This window comes from Streptomyces sp. NPDC060232 (genome assembly GCF_042726555.1).
Lineage (GTDB): Bacteria > Actinomycetota > Actinomycetes > Streptomycetales > Streptomycetaceae > Streptomyces.
The window spans coordinates 129,424-145,061 of the sequence record NZ_JBHXAG010000001.1 but is presented as its reverse complement, the minus strand read 5'-3'; the positions used below and the strand labels follow the sequence as shown (position 1 = coordinate 145,061).

The 15,638-nt window shown below is 73.3% G+C and carries 11 protein-coding genes; 1 reads left to right on the top strand and 10 read right to left on the bottom strand.

What is annotated here, in order from left to right:
* Positions 1-57 precede the first annotated feature (57 nt).
* From ACFWFZ_RS00620 to ACFWFZ_RS00575, 10 genes are all read right to left on the bottom strand, one after another.
* Entirely contained in the window at positions 58-1,335 is a 1,278-nt protein-coding gene (locus tag ACFWFZ_RS00620; RefSeq protein ID WP_387114458.1) for an MFS transporter, read from the bottom strand.
* A 119-nt stretch (positions 1,336-1,454) separates the two neighbouring features.
* Positions 1,455-2,486, bottom strand: coding sequence for a winged helix DNA-binding domain-containing protein (locus ACFWFZ_RS00615; protein WP_387114455.1), 1,032 nt, complete (start codon positions 2,484-2,486; stop codon positions 1,455-1,457).
* A gap of 12 nt (positions 2,487-2,498) precedes the next feature.
* Positions 2,499-3,143: a 4'-phosphopantetheinyl transferase family protein gene (locus ACFWFZ_RS00610; protein WP_387114452.1), complete on the bottom strand. Its 645-nt coding sequence runs from the start codon at positions 3,141-3,143 to the stop codon at positions 2,499-2,501.
* A complete protein-coding gene (locus ACFWFZ_RS00605; protein ID WP_387114449.1) occupies positions 3,143-7,081 on the bottom strand; it encodes an amino acid adenylation domain-containing protein in 3,939 nt (1,312 codons plus the stop codon). The genes ACFWFZ_RS00610 and ACFWFZ_RS00605 overlap by 1 nt, the downstream gene beginning before the upstream one ends.
* Positions 7,082-7,096: 15 nt before the next feature.
* Positions 7,097-8,311 carry a cytochrome P450 gene (locus ACFWFZ_RS00600; protein ID WP_387114446.1) on the bottom strand — a complete coding sequence of 405 codons (1,215 nt, stop codon included), beginning with the start codon at positions 8,309-8,311 and terminating at the stop codon, positions 7,097-7,099.
* A gap of 1 nt (position 8,312) precedes the next feature.
* Positions 8,313-8,516, bottom strand: a complete 204-nt coding sequence (locus tag ACFWFZ_RS00595) for an MbtH family NRPS accessory protein (protein WP_076043097.1) — start codon at positions 8,514-8,516, stop codon at positions 8,313-8,315.
* A 16-nt stretch (positions 8,517-8,532) separates the two neighbouring features.
* Positions 8,533-9,279, bottom strand: coding sequence for a thioesterase II family protein (locus ACFWFZ_RS00590; RefSeq protein ID WP_387114443.1), 747 nt, complete (start codon positions 9,277-9,279; stop codon positions 8,533-8,535).
* A 3-nt stretch (positions 9,280-9,282) separates the two neighbouring features.
* On the bottom strand, positions 9,283-11,190 hold the full coding sequence (locus ACFWFZ_RS00585) for a non-ribosomal peptide synthetase (protein WP_387114440.1): 1,908 nt from the start codon (positions 11,188-11,190) through the stop codon (positions 9,283-9,285).
* The gene (locus ACFWFZ_RS00580) at positions 11,187-12,698 is read right to left on the bottom strand and encodes an aldehyde dehydrogenase family protein (protein ID WP_387116226.1); all 1,512 of its coding nucleotides are present in this window, start codon (positions 12,696-12,698) and stop codon (positions 11,187-11,189) included. The genes ACFWFZ_RS00585 and ACFWFZ_RS00580 overlap by 4 nt, the downstream gene beginning before the upstream one ends.
* A 124-nt stretch (positions 12,699-12,822) precedes the next feature.
* Positions 12,823-13,827: a BTAD domain-containing putative transcriptional regulator gene (locus tag ACFWFZ_RS00575; RefSeq protein ID WP_387114437.1), complete on the bottom strand. Its 1,005-nt coding sequence runs from the start codon at positions 13,825-13,827 to the stop codon at positions 12,823-12,825.
* 176 nt (positions 13,828-14,003) lie between these two features.
* On the opposite strand from ACFWFZ_RS00575, the gene ACFWFZ_RS00570 reads away from it, so the two are divergent.
* A complete protein-coding gene (locus ACFWFZ_RS00570; RefSeq protein WP_387114434.1) occupies positions 14,004-15,605 on the top strand; it encodes a tryptophan halogenase family protein in 1,602 nt (533 codons plus the stop codon).
* Positions 15,606-15,638 lie beyond the last annotated feature (33 nt).

Genomic DNA, 15,638 nt, shown 5'->3' with positions numbered 1-15,638 from the left:
GGCGGGTGTCGGGAGCGGGTGCCGTCGGCGGGCACCCGCTCCCGTGGGGCCGGACCGTCAGGCGATGACCTTGGTCTCGTCCGCGGTCGGAGATCCCTCCTCGGCGGCGTCGTCACCGCCCGGCATTTCCTTGATCTTGGCGACCGGCCCGCCGAGCAGGGTCAGGCCGCCGATGATGGTGACGGCTCCGGCCACCGCGAGGCCGCCGGTCAGGCCGATCGCCTCGCCGAGCGCGCCGCCGGCGAAGTAGCCGAGGGACAGGGCGCCGTACACCGCGGAGAGCGCGGTGCCGCTGACACGGCCCATCTGCTCGTTCGGGGTGACACCCTGCACGAGGCTGAGGACGTGGATGTCGAACATCGGGGAGACGAAGCCGATGACGGCCTGGACGACGATCAGTCCGACGAAGCCGCCGATCGCGCCGCCCGTCGGGACCAGGATGTAGCCGGCGCCGAGCACGACCGCGGTGATGACCAGGAGGCGGCCGACCGAAAGGCTCTTGGAGACGACCTCGGAGAGCACCGCGCCGACGATGACGAAGACCGACATGACGGCGAAGGCGGCGCCGACCTGGCCGGGGCTGAGGTCCAGCACCTTGTAGGCGTAGACGATCAGGATGGCGTCGCCCATCGCCGCGCCGAGGTTGACCACGACGTTGGCGGTGAACAGGCCGCGCAGGACCGGGTTGCCGAAGAGGGTCTTCATGCCCTCCTTCATCTCCGCCTTGGCGGAGGCCTTCCGCTCCTCGGTCCGCTCGCGCACGTCCCGGTGGCGGATGACCAGCAGGGCGACGAGCGAGATGAGGAAGGTGAACGCGTCCGCGGTGATGGCGCGTGCGGCACCGAGCAGCTGGATGAGTGCGCCACCGGCGCCCGCGCCGACCGCCTCGGCGACGCTGCGGCTGATCTGGAGTTTGGTGTTGCCCTCGATGAGGTTCTCGGTGCCGATGAGCTGGGGCAGCCAGGACTGGTAGGAGACCTCGAAGAAGGTGGTGAGGCAGCCGGTGATGCCGGCCACGATGAAGAGGTGGGTCATGCTGACGGAGTCGAGCGCGAACGCCAGCGGAATCGTGGCCAGGGCCAGGAAGCGGCCCAGGTCGGCGACGATCATGACGGTGCGCCTCGAAACCCGGTCGGCCACGAGCCCGGCGAACGGGGCGAGCAGCAGGAAGGGGAGGAAGCGCAGCGCGCCGAGCACGCCGACCTCCAAGGCTCCGCCGTCCAGCACCACGACCGCGAGGGTCGGTAGTGCCAGAAGGGAGATCTTGTCGCCGAAGTTGCTGACGGTCTGCCCGAACCACAGGCGATTGAAATCGGAATGCCGACCGAGTGCCATGTCGACGCCCTTTTCTGATTGGGTACGGAATTGTCGGACGGCACTGACGCTATGGACCCCGAGTTAGACCACGGTTATGAATTCCGGGACTATAGAACGCTTGTAGACATGCGATGAGCTCAGCTGGAGAAGCGTGCGATGTCGGCGCTCTCGCGGGCGATTCCGGCGGCGATGGCGGGGCTCGGGGGCTCGGTTCCGGGGAAGGGTTCGACCCTGACCGGTGCCCCGCGGCGGCCGCCCGACCAGGTGCCGACGGCCAGGCCGTCGACGACCACGGTGGCCCGGATCTGCCCGCCGCCGGGCCACACGCGGCGTTCGTGCTCGGCGGGCACCGACAGGTCCCGGCTGCGGTAGCCGACGAGGTAGTTGTCGTAGGCCGGCAGCAGCCGTACGTCGGGTTCGCCGGGGGCGGGCGGGGCTTCGGGGCCGGTGTCCCGGACCGCGGCCCAGGCGTTCTTGCCCGTCGTGGTCTTCAGTCCCGACCAGTGGACGAAGTCCAGGGCGTCGCAGGGTCCGTGGGCGGCGCGGTAGCGGCGTGCGAGCTCCCGTACGGCCGCCTCCCCCGTGTACGGCAGGGGTCCGGTGGCGGGCAGCCAGTCGTCGAGGAGGACGAAGGTGGCCTCGCCGCCCTGCTGCGGTCCGTGGCAGATGCGGCCCGCGAGGGCGGCACGGCGGATGAGATGGAAGGCCGACTGGCCCTTCGGCTCGACCCCGAGCGTGGTGAGCCGGTCGGTGAGCTGGGCGCGGGTGAGCGGGCCCTCCGCGCCGATCGCGTCGGCGATGAGCCGCTCCGAGCGCACGCACAGGGAGTCGTCGAGGCCCAGTTCGCGCAGGCGCCGGCCGGCGAGCGCAAGGTAGACGGGGCCGAAGAGGGCCAGCAGCCAGCGGGCGTCGGCGGCGGGCACCAGTTGGAGGGTGCCGCGCATGAACCAGCCGCGTACGGCGGTGCGTTCGGTGTCGGTGGCCCGGCGCACGGCCTCCTGCGTCAGTCCGCGGGCCCGTACCCGCAGTCCGAGCTCCGCCGCGGGCAGGTCCTGGGCCTGGACGGCCAGCACCCGGCCCAGGACGGCGGCGACGGAGTCCTCACGGACCTCGCCCCCGATCGCCTGTGCGCGCGCCCTGAGCAGCCGTTCGGTCGTACGTCGTTCCACGTGTCCAGTCTTTCAGCCGAGCAGCCGCAGCCGCATCTCCTCGCGGGCCGCCACACATCCGACGGCCTGCGCACCGCCCCAGTCCAGCAGCCGCCAGCCGTGCCAGCGCGGCGGCTCCTGCCCGTACACGGGAAGGTCGAGGCGGGCCGGCTCGTCGAGCGTGCCCGCCCCGACCTTGACCAGGGACTCCTTTCGTACCCACTGGCGCAGGAAGGCGCGCCTCGGGTGGGTGTCCGACCGCAGGGCGGCCAGTTCCTTCTCTGTGCAGACCGCACCGGCCGTCCGCCAGTCCAGGTCCCCGTCGCCGACGGCCTCCACGTCCACGCCGACCGGTCCGCCGGCGGCGGCGGCCGCGACCCAGCCCCGGGTGTGCGCGAGGCTGACGCCGGTGGCGGGCGCCTCGACGAGCCGCGGCCTGCCGTGCGGCCGGTCGCACGAACCGCAGCTCTGAACGACGGTGAGGCTCTGCGCCGGGCGGCCCAGGAGCCGCCCGGCGCAGAGCCGGACCAGTGCGTGCGCGGCCAGGAAGTCGTCCCGGTCGCCGGCCGACCGGAGGGCGCCGGCGCGGTCCAGTTCGGTACGGGTCAGCAGCTCCCGTACGTCGCCGGCCGCCGCCAGCACCGCTCCGGTCGGCCCGGCCAGTGCGAGACCGGCCATCAGCGCCTGCGGCGCAGCACCGCGTAGTAGCCGGGCAGCCGCAGGGCGTCGCAGTCCGACCGGGGGTCGATGGCGTGCAGTTCTATCGCCTCGTCCTCGACGATCTCCCAGCCCTCGGCCCCGAACGCCTCGGCCAGCTCGGGCCGGGTGAAGCGGTGCGAGTGCCGGACGCCGGCCGCCTCCAGCGGGCCGACCAGGTCCTCGGCGCGGCCTCGCTTGCCGCCCACGAAGCCCAGGTAGCCGAAGGAGTTGCTGGAGTAGTCGGGCTCGTGCACGATCAGCGTCCCCTCATCGCCCAGCAGCCGGTCGGCGACGGCGGCGAGCCGGGCCCGGGCCTCGGTGTCCAGGACGTGGAAGACACCGCGGACGAAGATGTTGTAGGGCCCCTCCCCCAAGGCCGCGGCCTGTTCGGCGTCGGTCATGTCGATCGCCAGGTAGTCGACGTTCGCCACCCCCTCCGCCTCGCGCCTGGCGTGGTCGATGGCGCTGGCGGAGACGTCGACGCCGACGACCGACGGGTAGTGCGGGGCGAGTTCGCGGCTGTAGCGGCCGTTGCCGCAGCCGAGGTCGATGAGCGGCAGGTCGGCGCGGAAGTGGCGCTGCGCCTGGTCGAGCAGCCACTGGAACTCCTCGCCGCTGTCGGCGTCCCAGATGACGTCGCCGCCGCGGCCGGTGCGCCGGATCCCGGCCCAGTAGCGCTCCCAGGCGTCGCCGGTGTCGCGTTCCTCGGCCTTGCCCGCGTCCGCGCCCTCCTCGCCGGGCGGCGGGGAGTACCGCTCCCAGGCCTCGTCCTCGCCGAGGGCCTCCAGCAGGGCCGTGAACTCCTCGAACATGGAGTCGATGAGCCCGTCGGGGTAGACGGCGGGCAGGAAGTCCCAGTTGAAGGTGAGTCCTTCGGGCTTCTCGAAGACCTGGAAGTCCAGGGAGACCTGGGGGGTCTGGGAGATCCCGTAGACGGGGGCGCCCAGTTCGGTCTCCTCGTACTGCGGCGGGTGGCCCGCCAGGCTGGTCATGACCACGGGCATCGCCGGGGCCAGGGAGCCGCGCAGCTTGGTGAGCTCGCGCAGGACCTGCACCCCGCTGAAGTAGCGGTGTTCCAGGTCGGCCCAGAGGCGGCGCTGGACGCCCTGCGCGCGCCCGGCGAAGGTGGAGTCCTGCTGTTCGACGGCGAGCAGCAAGGTGGTGGTGGTGTCCGCGAGCAGCGCGTTGACCTGCGGGTGCAGCGGGAGCCGGTTGAAGAGCGGGAAGTTGATGGTGAAGCGGGCCTGCCCGGAGGCCTTCCCGAGGATCTCGGCGTAGGCGGCGGCCAGCACCCCGGAGGGGGTCACCTCGCGGGCGTGCGCCCGCTCCTGGATCCGGGTCCACAGCTCCGGGGAGACGACGTGGCTGCGCCGCTCGAAGCGGACCGGCAGCTCGGGGGCGTCGGCCGGGCGCCGGGGCAGCTCGGGGGCGGGCGGGAGGGTCGCGAGGCGGTCGCGCCAGTACCACTCGGAGCGCCGGTAGATCTCGCTGTCGCGCAGGGAGTTGCCGACGGCGAGCACGTAGTCGCGGAAGGTCAGCTCCAGCGGTGCGAGTGCGGCGTCCGGGTCCACGTAGTAGGTGACGAGGTCGGGGATGAGGACCTGGAAGTAGCTCCAGGCGTCGGCGACGAGGAAGTCCAGCGAGAGGTGGATCCGGGCCCGGCCGCCGCCGAGGAGGCTGATCCGCACGTCGAACAGCGGCCAGGCGTCGGCGTCGAGGACCTGGTGGGACAGCTTCTCGCGCAGGGCGGCCAGTTCGGCGGTGCGGCGCTCCTCGTCGAGGCCGCCGAAGTCGGTGACGGGGATCTCGTACGCCGGGATCTCCTCGAAGACCTGCTGGGTGCCATCGGGCAGGACCCGGGTGCGCAGGGCGTCGTGGCGTTCGACGAGCCGGCGCCAGGCGCCCTCGAAGCGGGGTACGTCGAGCTTCTCGCTCTCCCACTCGAAGTAGCCGTGGCAGCCGACGTTGCCGAGTTCGACCAGCCCGCCGCGGCCGATCCACAGCGCCTGCTGGCTCTCGGTCAGTGGGAACGGCTCGAAGCGTGCGGCCGGGTCGGGGACGATCGCCGGGAGGCCGCCGAAGGAGCCACGGCCTCCGGCGCGTTCGGTGGTGACCAGGGTGGCGAGCTCGGCGACGGTGGGGCAGGTGGACAGGTCGGAGAGGCTCAGCTCGACGCCGTAGCGGCGGCGGATCTCGTCGATGAGCTGGAAGGCCAGCAGCGAGTGCCCGCCCAGTTCGAAGAAGTTGTCGTGGATGCCGACGCCGTCGGTGCGGAACGCCTCGGCCCACAGGCGGCTCAGGCCGTCCTCGACCTCGTTGCGCGGAGCCTCGTAGCCGGCGCCGACGCCGTCGCGGCCCTCGGGGGGCTCGGGCAGGCTGCGGCGGTCGACCTTGCCGTTGGGCAGCCGCGGGAGGGAGGGCAGCACGACGACGGAGGCGGGGACCATGTAGTAGGGCAGGGTACGGGCGACCTCGGCGCGGACCGTGGCCGAGTCGGGTTCGGCCCCGCCGGCCGGGGACACGTAGGCGATGAGGCGCTTGTCGCCCGGGCCGCGCTCCTGGGTGACGACGACAGCCTCGGCGACGCCGTCGAGGCGCGCGATGTGCGTCTCGACCTCACCGAGCTCGACGCGGAAGCCGCGGATCTTGACCTGGGAGTCGGAGCGGCCGAGGAGCTCGACGGCGCCGTCCTCGCGGCGGCGGGCGAGGTCGCCGGTGTCGTAGAGCACCGGGTGCGGGTCGTCGGGCAGGAAGTTGGGGATGAACTTGGCGGCGGTGAGCTCGGGACGGCCGTGGTAGCCGGCCGCGACTCCGGCCCCGGAGACGTGCAGCCGGCCGACCTCGCCCTCGGGGACCGGGCGGCCGTCCTCGTCCAGGAGGTGGACGCGCAGGTTGGCGATGGGTACGCCGACCGGGACCTGGCGGGTGGCGCGGACCTCGTCGGAGGTGGCCTGGCTGGTGAAGTCGGTGCCGGCGCCGAGGTCGAGGCAGGACAGGACGTTGGTGGTCTCGGTGGTGCCGTAGGTCATCACCACGCGGAAGGGGGTGTCGACGGGCGGCCAGCTGTGGACGCGCTCGGCCGTGGTCACCAGGATCCGCAGCGCCGTGTCCGCCGGCCACTTCAGGCCCCACACGGGCTCGGCCAGCGCGGCCACCAGCATGGTGTGGGTGATGCCCTCGCCGGCCAGCCAGTCGCGGATCTGCTCGGGGGTCTGCGCCTGGCCCGCTTCGGGGATGTGGATCGCGGCGCCGGCCGGCAGGTAGGCGAGCCACTCCATGATCTGGACGGCGAAGCCGGGGGTGGACATCCAGGAGGCGCGGTCGCCGGGCCGGACCCCGTAGGCGCGGGTGGTCCAGTGGACCAGGTTGGTGAGCGCGCCGTGCCGCTCCAGGACGGCCTTGGGGGTGCCGGTGGAGCCGGAGGTGTAGATGAGGTGGCTGACGGTGTCGGGTCCGGTCACGGACGCGGGTGCGGTGTCCGGCATGCCCTGTCCGGCGGTGGCGACCTCGGCCCGCGGGACGTCCTCGGGTATCCGGCGGGCGAGTTCGGCCGGGGCGAGCACGAGCAGCGGGCCGGCGTCGCCGATCATCGCGGCCAGCCGGTCGTCGGGGTTGACCGGGTCGAGGGCGACGATCGCGGCGCCCGTCTTGAGGATCGCCAGGGAGCCGAGGACGTACTCGGCGCTGCGCGGGTAGCAGAGCCCGATCCGGGTGCCGGGCGCGGCGCCGCGGGCGATCAGGGCGTGCGCCAGGCGGTTGGTGGCGGCCTGGAGTTCGGCGTAGGTCCAGGTGCGGTCGCCCTGTGCGAGGGCGGTGGCCGTGGGGGTGCGGGCGGCCTGTCCGGCCAGGAGTTCGGGGTACCCGGTCGCGGGGAACGCGGCGTCCGAACGGTTGAAGTCGACGAGTGCGGTGGTCACAGTACGGGCCCTTTCTTACTTCGCGAAGGCTCGGCTGCGCAGCAGCCGCACGGGGAGACTGTTGATCCCCCAGGTGAAGTTGGACGAGTTGAAGGTGGCGGGGCCGGTCAGTTCGAACCCGTCCAGGACGGCGAGCATCTCGGTGAGCAGGGCGCCGAGTTCGAAGCGGGCGAGGCGGGCGCCGAGGCAGAGGTGGCGGCCGTGGCCGAAGGCGACGTGCCGGTTGGGGCGGCGGTCGACCCGGAAGGAGTGCGGGTCGGCAAAGACGTCCTCGTCCCGGTTGGCCGAGACGTTCCACAGCGTGACGCGGGCGCCGGCGGCGATGGGCGTCCCGGCGATCTCGGTGTCGTGGGCGGCGGTGCGCAGGGCGTGCACCCCGGGTGTCGTCCAGCGCAGGATCTCCTCGACCGCGGGGGCGATGCCGTCCGGGCCGAGGCTGCGCAGCAGCCGCCACTGGTCGGGGTGTTCGGCGAACATGTGGACCGCGCCGGCCGCCGAGTAGCGGGTGGTCTCGTTGGCGCCGGAGAGGACGCCGTTGAGGTTGAAGACGATCTCGTGTTCGCTGAGCGGCCGTTCGCTGCCGTCGCCCTCGTCCACGAGGGTGTCGTGGGCGATCTGGCTGACCAGGTCCTCGCCGGGGCGGGCCCGGCGCTCGGCGAGCAGCTCGATGAAGTAGAGGAAGATCTCCGAGTGCGCGTTGCTGCGCACCGCCTCGTCCGGGGAGTCGAAGGCGTCGGTGGTCAGGGCGCCGATCCAGGCCCAGTCGGCGCGGGGGATGCCCAGGATGGCGCACACCACCCGGTTGGGCAGTTGTTTGGCCAGGTCGATGAAGTCCAGTTCGTCGGCTTCGGCGGCCTCGGTGACCAGGTCGGCGACGACCTGCTCGACGAGGGCTTCCAGGCGGGGCATCTGCTGGGGGCCGAAGGCCTGGCCCAGGGCCCGCTTGAGGCGGGTGTGGTGCGGGACGTCGGAGACGATGAGCATGCGCTGGGCGACGGCGGCGACGGCCGCCGGGTCGCTGCCCAGCCGCATCCCGCGGCCCGAGACGAAGGTGTCGCTGTCGGCGTACACCTTCATGATGTCGCGGTGCCGGCTCAGCGCCCAGAAGCCGCCGTCGTCGCTGCCGGGCTCGGGGTGCCAGTGGACCGGCGAGTTGGCGCGCAGCCAGGTGAACGTCGGCCAGAAGTCGTTGCGGCCGAAGGGGCCCGGGTCGAGCAGGTCGATCTCCATCTCAGGCTCCTCGCAGGCTGAGCGGGCGGATGTCGGGCCAGTGGGCGTCGACGAAGGCGGCGCATTCGTCCTCGGTGCCGTCGAAGCCGGCCGGCGTCCAGCCGTCGGGCGTCTCGCGCGTGGCGGGGTACAGCGCGTACTGCCCCTCGTGGTTCACGAGGACCTGGTGGGTGGTGGGCACGGTGTCCTCCGGGCTCGGGCCGATGGGTGCGGGCGGGCTGTCAGGCGGTCGGGGCGAGGGGGGCTCCCTCGCCGCGCAGCAGGGCGCTCAGGTGGTCCAGTACGGGCTGGGGGCGGCGCAGTACGGCGTGGTGGCCGCCGGTGGTGGTGTGCCGGGCGAAGCCGCCGGTGGTGACCGCGGCCCAGCCGTCCAGGTCGGCCGCGCTGACGGTCTCGTCGCCGTCGGCGCCCCAGGCGTGCACGGGTACGGAGAGGCGGACGCCGGGCCGGTGGACGTAGCTCAGGGACAGCTGGGCGTCCTTGCGGAGCATGGCGACCATCAGCGCCCGGGTGTCCTCGTCGAGCAGCCCGGGATCGAGGTCGGCGGTGTCGAAGAGCTTGTCCAGCTCCTCCCCGTCGTCGACGATGCCGCGGCCGGCTCCGGTCCAGTGGCCGGGGGCCCGGCAGCCGCTGACCACCAGGGCGCGCGGGGCGACCCGGCGGGAGACCTCGTAGCCGAGGAGGCCGCCGAAGCTGTGGCCGAAGACGATCAGCGGCCGGTTCCCGACGGTGGACACCAGTTCGGCCGCGATGGCGTCGACGGCCTCCTCGAAGGTGTCCGGCATGGGCTCCCGCCAGCGGTTCTCACGGCCCGGCAGCTGTACGCCGTACACCTGTGCGGTGCCGTCCAGCGCGGGCTGCCAGGCGCGGAACTGCTGGCAGCCGGCCCCGGCGGGGGGCAGGCACAGCAGCACGGGCAGGGCATGGTCGGCGGGGTCCGCCGACCAGGTGGAGATCCAGGTGCCCATGGTCTACGCCCCCTCGGCGGCGTCGGCCGCGCCGGTGGCGGGCGCGCCGGTGGCGGGCGCGCCGGTGGCGGGCGCGCCGGTGGCGGGCGCGCCGGTGGCGGGCGCGCCGGTGGCGGGCGCGCCCTGCTCGGCGGTGAGCCGGTCGATCTCCGCGGCCACGTCGGCGACCGTCGGCCGGGCCAGCAGCGCGCCGAGGCCGACGCGCAGACCGGTGGTGCGGCGCAGCTCCGACACCACGCGGGCGGCGGCCAGGGAGTGGCCGCCCAGGTCGAAGAAGTCCGCGTCGGGGCCGGGGACCTCGGTGGCGAGCACCTCGGCCCACACGGTCATCACGATGCGCTCGCTGGGGCTCACCGCGCCGCCCCCGGACGGGCCTGGTCCGGTGCCGCCCTCCGGCTCGGCCAGGGCCCGGGCCAGTGCCGCGCGGTCGGCCTTCCCGGTGGTCAGGGTCGGGATCCGGTCCAGTACGCGCACCGTGCCCGGTACCGCGGCCGCGGGCAGCTGCTTGCGGCAGCGCTCCACGACCCGGGTGGCGAGTCCGGCCGGGTCGCCGACGCCGGGTGCCGCGACGACGGCGAGGCCGAGGACCTGGCCCGGGGGCAGCGGGCAGCAGGCGGCGGCGACGACCTCGGGGAGTTCGGCGGCGATGCGCTCCACCTCGCCGAGTTCGATGCGGTGGCCGCGGATCTTCACCTGGTCGTCCCGGCGTCCCCGGTACTCCAGTTCGCCCCCGTCGCGGCGGATCACCACGTCGCCGGTGCGGTACATGCGGGTGCCGCCGCCCTGGAACGGGTCGGGCAGGAAGCGGCTCGCGGTGAGTCCGGGGCGGCCGCGGTAGCCGCGGGCGACGGCGGGCCCGCCGAGGTAGAGCTCGCCCTCGGTGCCCGCGGGCACCGGCCGCAGCTCCTCGTCCAGCACGTACGCCCGGTAGCCGGGCAGCGGTCGTCCGATGGTGGTCACGTCGTCCCCTCGTCGGCTGTCGGCCCAGGTGGCGGCGATGGTCACCTCCGTCGGCCCGTACACGTTGAGCAGCCTGCGGCCGTGGGCGAACCGCTCGGCGAGTGCGGCCGGGCAGGCCTCCCCCGCGACGACGACGACCTCGGCGGAGTCGAGTCCCGCGCCGTGGGCGGCGAGCAGCGACGGCGTGAGGGAGACCGTGCGCAGTCCGGCCGGCAGCGGTTCGCGGCCCTCTGCGGCGGCCTGCCGCAGTCCGTCGAGGGAGAGGTCGGTGAGGGCCACCCCCTGGCCGTGGACGAGGTAGAGCAGGGTGCACCAGAGCCAGCCGTCGAAGGCGGGCGAGACGGCGTTGAGCCCGAGTCCGCCGGGGGGCAGGCCAAGCCCGGCGAGGGCCTCGACGAAGGTGTCCAGGCCGCGGTAGGTGACCTCGACGCCCTTGGGGCGGCCGGTGGTTCCGGAGGTGTAGACGAGGTAGGCGCAGGTGTCGGCGGCGGGCAGGGTCACGGCGAGCGCCCCGGGGGCGCCGCGACGGACCTCGCGGGGGGTCAGCAGGACGGTCCCGCCGGCCTCCAGGCCGGCGGGCACACCGGTGGCGACGAGGACGGCGGCCCCGGCGTCGCGCAGGACGCCGCCGAGCCGCTCCACCGGGTGGCCGGGGTCCAGCGGTACGGCGGTCCCGCCCAGGCTCCAGACGGCGAGCAGGGCGGGCACGCTCTCGCGGGAGCGGCCCAGCAGGAGCCCGACCGAGGTCTCCGGGCCGACTCCGGCGCGGGCGAGGGCGGCGGCGTAGCGGGCGGTGCGGGCGGTCAGCGCCGCGTAGGTGAGGTTGCCGTCCACGGCCTTGACCGCGGTCTCGTCGGGCTGTTCGCGGGTCCACCGTTCCAGGCGGGCGAACAGCGGCGGGAGCGCGCCCGGGGCGCTCGCCCCGGCCGCCCCGGCATGGGGCTCGGTCATCCGTCGTTCCTCTCGGTGTCCGCGGGGCGGGCGGCCTCGGTGGCCCGCAGCCGCGGGCCGACCACCTGGCCCCCCGCGCCCTGCGGGAGCTGCATCGATTTGGTCTCCAGGAAGGCCTCCAGTCCGGCCGTGCCGCACTCGCGTCCGATCCCGGACTGCTTGAAGCCGCCGAACGGGGCGGCCGGGTTGAACTGGCCGCCGTTGACGTCGACCAGGCCGGAGCGGAAGCGGCGCGCCGTCCGCTCGGCGCGGCCGTCGTCGCCGGACCAGACCGCGCCGTGCAGCCCGTAGCGGGTGCCGTTGACGATCCGGACCGCCTGCTCCTCGTCGTCGTAGGGGATGACGGACAGCACCGGCCCGAAGATCTCCTCCTGGGCGATCGTGGTGAGCGGGTCGACGTCGGCGAAGACCGTCGGCTGGACGTAGTAGCCGGTGTCCAGGCCGGCGGGCCGGTCGGGGCCGCCGCGGACCAGGCGGGCGCCGCCCTCCTCGGCGCCGCGGCGGATGTAGCCGGTGACGCGGGCGTGGGCGGCCGCGGACACCAGCGGGCCGAGATCGGTCGCCGGATCGCGCGGATCGCCGGTGACATAGCCGTCCATGGCCCGGACGGCGAGGTCCACGGCCTCGTCCTGCCGGTCGCGGGGCACCAGCAGCCGGCTCCACTGCAGGCAGGTCTGGCCGGTGTTGAAGAGCATCTGGTCGACGGTGGCGGCCACGGCCGGGGCCAGGTCGGCGTCGTCGAGGACGAGGCTGGCGTTCTTGCCGCCGAGTTCGAGGTGGACGCGCTTGACGCGGTCGGCGCCGAGCGCGGAGACCTGGCGGCCGGCCCGGGTGGAGCCGGTCAGGGAGACCACGTCGACCAGCGGGTGGGTGACCAGGGCCGTGCCGACGGTGTCGCCGGTGCCGACGACCATGTTGAAGACGCCGGGCGGCAGGTCCGCCTCGGCGATGGCCTCGGCGAGGAGCCGGGCGTGCAGCGGGGTGATCTCGCTCGGCTTGTGCACGACGGTGCAGCCGGCCGCCAGCGCCGGGAGGATCTTCTGCACGGTGAGCAGCAGCGGAGTGTTCCAGGGGGTGATGCAGGCGGCCACGCCGGCGGCCTCGCGCACGACCAGCGAGTGTCCCACCCGCTCCTCGAAGGCGTAGGAGGCGGCGGTCTCGACGCAGTGCGCGGCCATACCGAGGGAGAGCCCGACATGGGTGTGGCGGGCCATCCTGGCGGGCGCCCCGACCTCGGCGGTGATGACCTCCGCGAAGCGGTCGGCGCGTACCTCCATGGCCTCGACGACCCTGCGCAGCAGGGCGGTCCGCTCGCGCAACGGGGTGGCGGCCCAGCCTTCGAAGGCACCCGCGGCGGCGCGCGCCGCGAGGTCGGCGTCCCGGGCGGTGCCGGCCGGGACGGTGGCCAGGGCGCGCTCGGTGGCGGGGTCGGTCACGACGAGGCGGCCGTCGGCTTCGGAGGCGACCCACGCGCCGCCGATCCACTGGTCGGTGTAACGGGGCGGCAGGCCCGCGTTCGGCTCGTCGCCGGGCGGTCTGGAGTCCTGCGGCACGGTCGGCACGGTCAGCACGGTCACGGTGGGGTCCTCACTCGGTCGCGGAATTCACGGGCTCGCTGAACAGCGGTGTCGGTCACGCGGTCGCAGGGTCGGCGGTGCGGGCCAGGACGGCCGGGGCCCTGTTGTCGGGCCTGGCCCTGCGCACGGACCGGGCCAGGGCGGGGGTGCGTACCTCCGCGCTCCACGCGGGTGTCCCGGGCTGGCGCCCGGCGGGCCGCAGCGCGCGGACCGTGGCGGGGGCGCCGCCGACGGAGGCGGGGGCGGACGCGGGGCCGGGAGCGGCGCCGCGGGCGGCGGCCGGGATCAGGGCGCGCAGCAGCCGCTGGGTCTCGTGGCCGGGTGCCACGGCCAGTTCGTCGCGCATCCGGCGGGCGCACAGCTCGTACCAGCGGCGTACGCAGGCCAGTTCGCCGCGTCGGCCGTGCGCGGCCATCAGCGCGCGGTAGGTCTCCTCGTGGTGGCGGTCGATCTCCAGCGTGCGCTTGCAGAGCTCGATCAGCTCCACGAAGTCCTCGCGGTCCTCGGCGTCGGCGCGCAGCACGCCCAGGGCCCGCAGGGCCAGCGCCCTGAGGTATTCGCGCTGTTCGACGACCCAGTCGGCGCTCTCGCCGCGCAGGAACTCGCCGCCGTACAGGGTGATCGCCGCCCGCAGCCGGGTCCGGGCGAGCGCGGTGTCGCCGGCGGTGGCGGCCCGCAGGCCGGCGTGCACGAGCTCCTGGAAGCGGTCGAGGTCGCACCACAGGCCGGTGACATTGAGGACGTATCCGAAGTCGCGGTAGACCAGTTGGATCCCGGAGTCGCCGGGGCGGTCGGGGTGGGCGTCCAGCACCCGGCGCAGCGCGTGGGCGGCGACCTTGAGCGAGCTGCCGGCGGTGCTGTCGGTGCCGGGCCACAGGGAGGCGTAGAGCCGGTCGCGGGTGAGCATCTGGCCGCGGTGGACCACGAGGTACTGGAAGAGGCCGCGGGCCTTGCCGGCCCGCCAGCGCCGTACGGGGGTCCCGTTCACGGTCAGCTCGAAATCGCCCAGGAAGCGGACGCGTACCGCCGGCCCCGCTGTCTCGGTCGCTGCGGTGGTCATCGCGTCCTCCCGGTCGTCGTCCGCCTGTCGCTGTGCCTGCGAGACGAGTGTGTTCGGGGGGCCTACAACGGGCCTACAACGGCTGGATTCTTTCGGTGTAGAGCGGTGATAGGGCGCTTTTCGACACTGATGAGCACGACCACCCGAACCGCCGACTCCGAAATGAGGGCTGTTTCATGACCAGCACCGACACCCGGCTTCAGAAGGTCGTCATCCTGGGAGGCGGCACGGCCGGCTGGATGACGGCCGCGTATCTCGGCAAGGCGCTCCAGGGAACGGTCGACATCACCGTGCTCGAGGCGCCGACGATCCCGCGCATCGGCGTCGGCGAGGCCACCGTGCCCAACCTGCAGCGCTCCTTCTTCGACTACCTGGGGATCGCCGAGGACGAGTGGATGCGGGAGTGCAACGCCAGCTTCAAGATGGCCGTGCGCTTCGTGAACTGGCGGACCGACGGCCAGGGCGAGTCGACGGCCCGCGAGCTGCCGGGCGGCGGTCCGGACCACTTCTACCACCCCTTCGGGCTCCTCCCGGACTACGACCAGACGCCGCTGTCGCACTACTGGTTCAAGCGCAAGTACGAGGGCCGCACCACCGAACCGTTCGACTACGCCTGCTTCCGCGAGCCTCCCGTGATGGACGCGATGAAGGCCCCGCGCTGGCTCGACGGCCGTCCGGCCACCCGGTACGCCTGGCACTTCGACGCCCAGCTGGTGGCGGACTTCCTGCGCCGCTTCGCCACCGAGAAGCAGGGCGTGAACCACCTCCAGGACGAGATGGTCCGGGTCGAGCAGGACTCCCGCGGGTACGTCACGACGCTGCACACCAAGGGCGGACTGGCCCTGGACGCCGACCTGTTCGTGGACTGCTCCGGCTTCCGCGGGCTGCTGATCAACCAGGCGATGCAGGAGCCCTTCATCGACATGAGCGACCACCTGCTGTGCGACAGCGCGGTGGCGACGGCCGTCCCGCACGACGACGAGGCGAACGGGGTGGAGCCGTACACGTCGGCGATCGCCATGTCCTCCGGCTGGGCCTGGAAGATCCCGATGCTGGGGCGTTTCGGCACCGGCTACGTGTACTCCAGCAAGTTCACCGACCAGGACACCGCCACCCGCGAGTTCGCGGACATGTGGGGCCTGGACGTGGAGGAGACGAAGTTCAACCACATCCGCTTCCGCGTCGGCCGCAACCGCCGCGCGTGGGTGAAGAACGTGGTCAGCATCGGCCTGTCGTCCTGCTTCCTGGAGCCGCTGGAGTCGACCGGCATCTACTTCATCACGGCCGCGATCTACCAGCTGGCGAAGCACTTCCCGGACAAGACCTTCAACGAGGGTCTGATCGACAGCTTCAACCACGAGATCGAGGTGATGTTCGACGACACCCGCGACTTCATCCAGGCGCACTTCTTCTACGCGCCGCGCAACGACACGCCGTTCTGGCAGGCCAACAAGAAGCTGGTCCTCCCCGACAACATCAAGCAGAAGATCTCCGCCTACAAGGCCGGCCTGCCCATCAACTCCCCGATCACCGACGAGTCCACGTACTACGGCAACTTCGAGGCGGAGTTCCGCAACTTCTGGACCAACGGCAGCTACTACTGCATCTTCGCCGGCCTCGGCCTGGAGCCGGACGCCCCGCTGCCCACCCTCGCGCACCGGCCCGAGTCGGTGGCCGGCGCCGAACCGCTCTTCGACACCGTCAAGCGCCAGCAGCAGAACCTGTTGGAGACCCTCCCCAGCGCCTACGACTACCTGCGCCAACTGCACGGCGCGTAAGGCCCTCCGCGTCCGCGGCCCGGCAGCACGGCT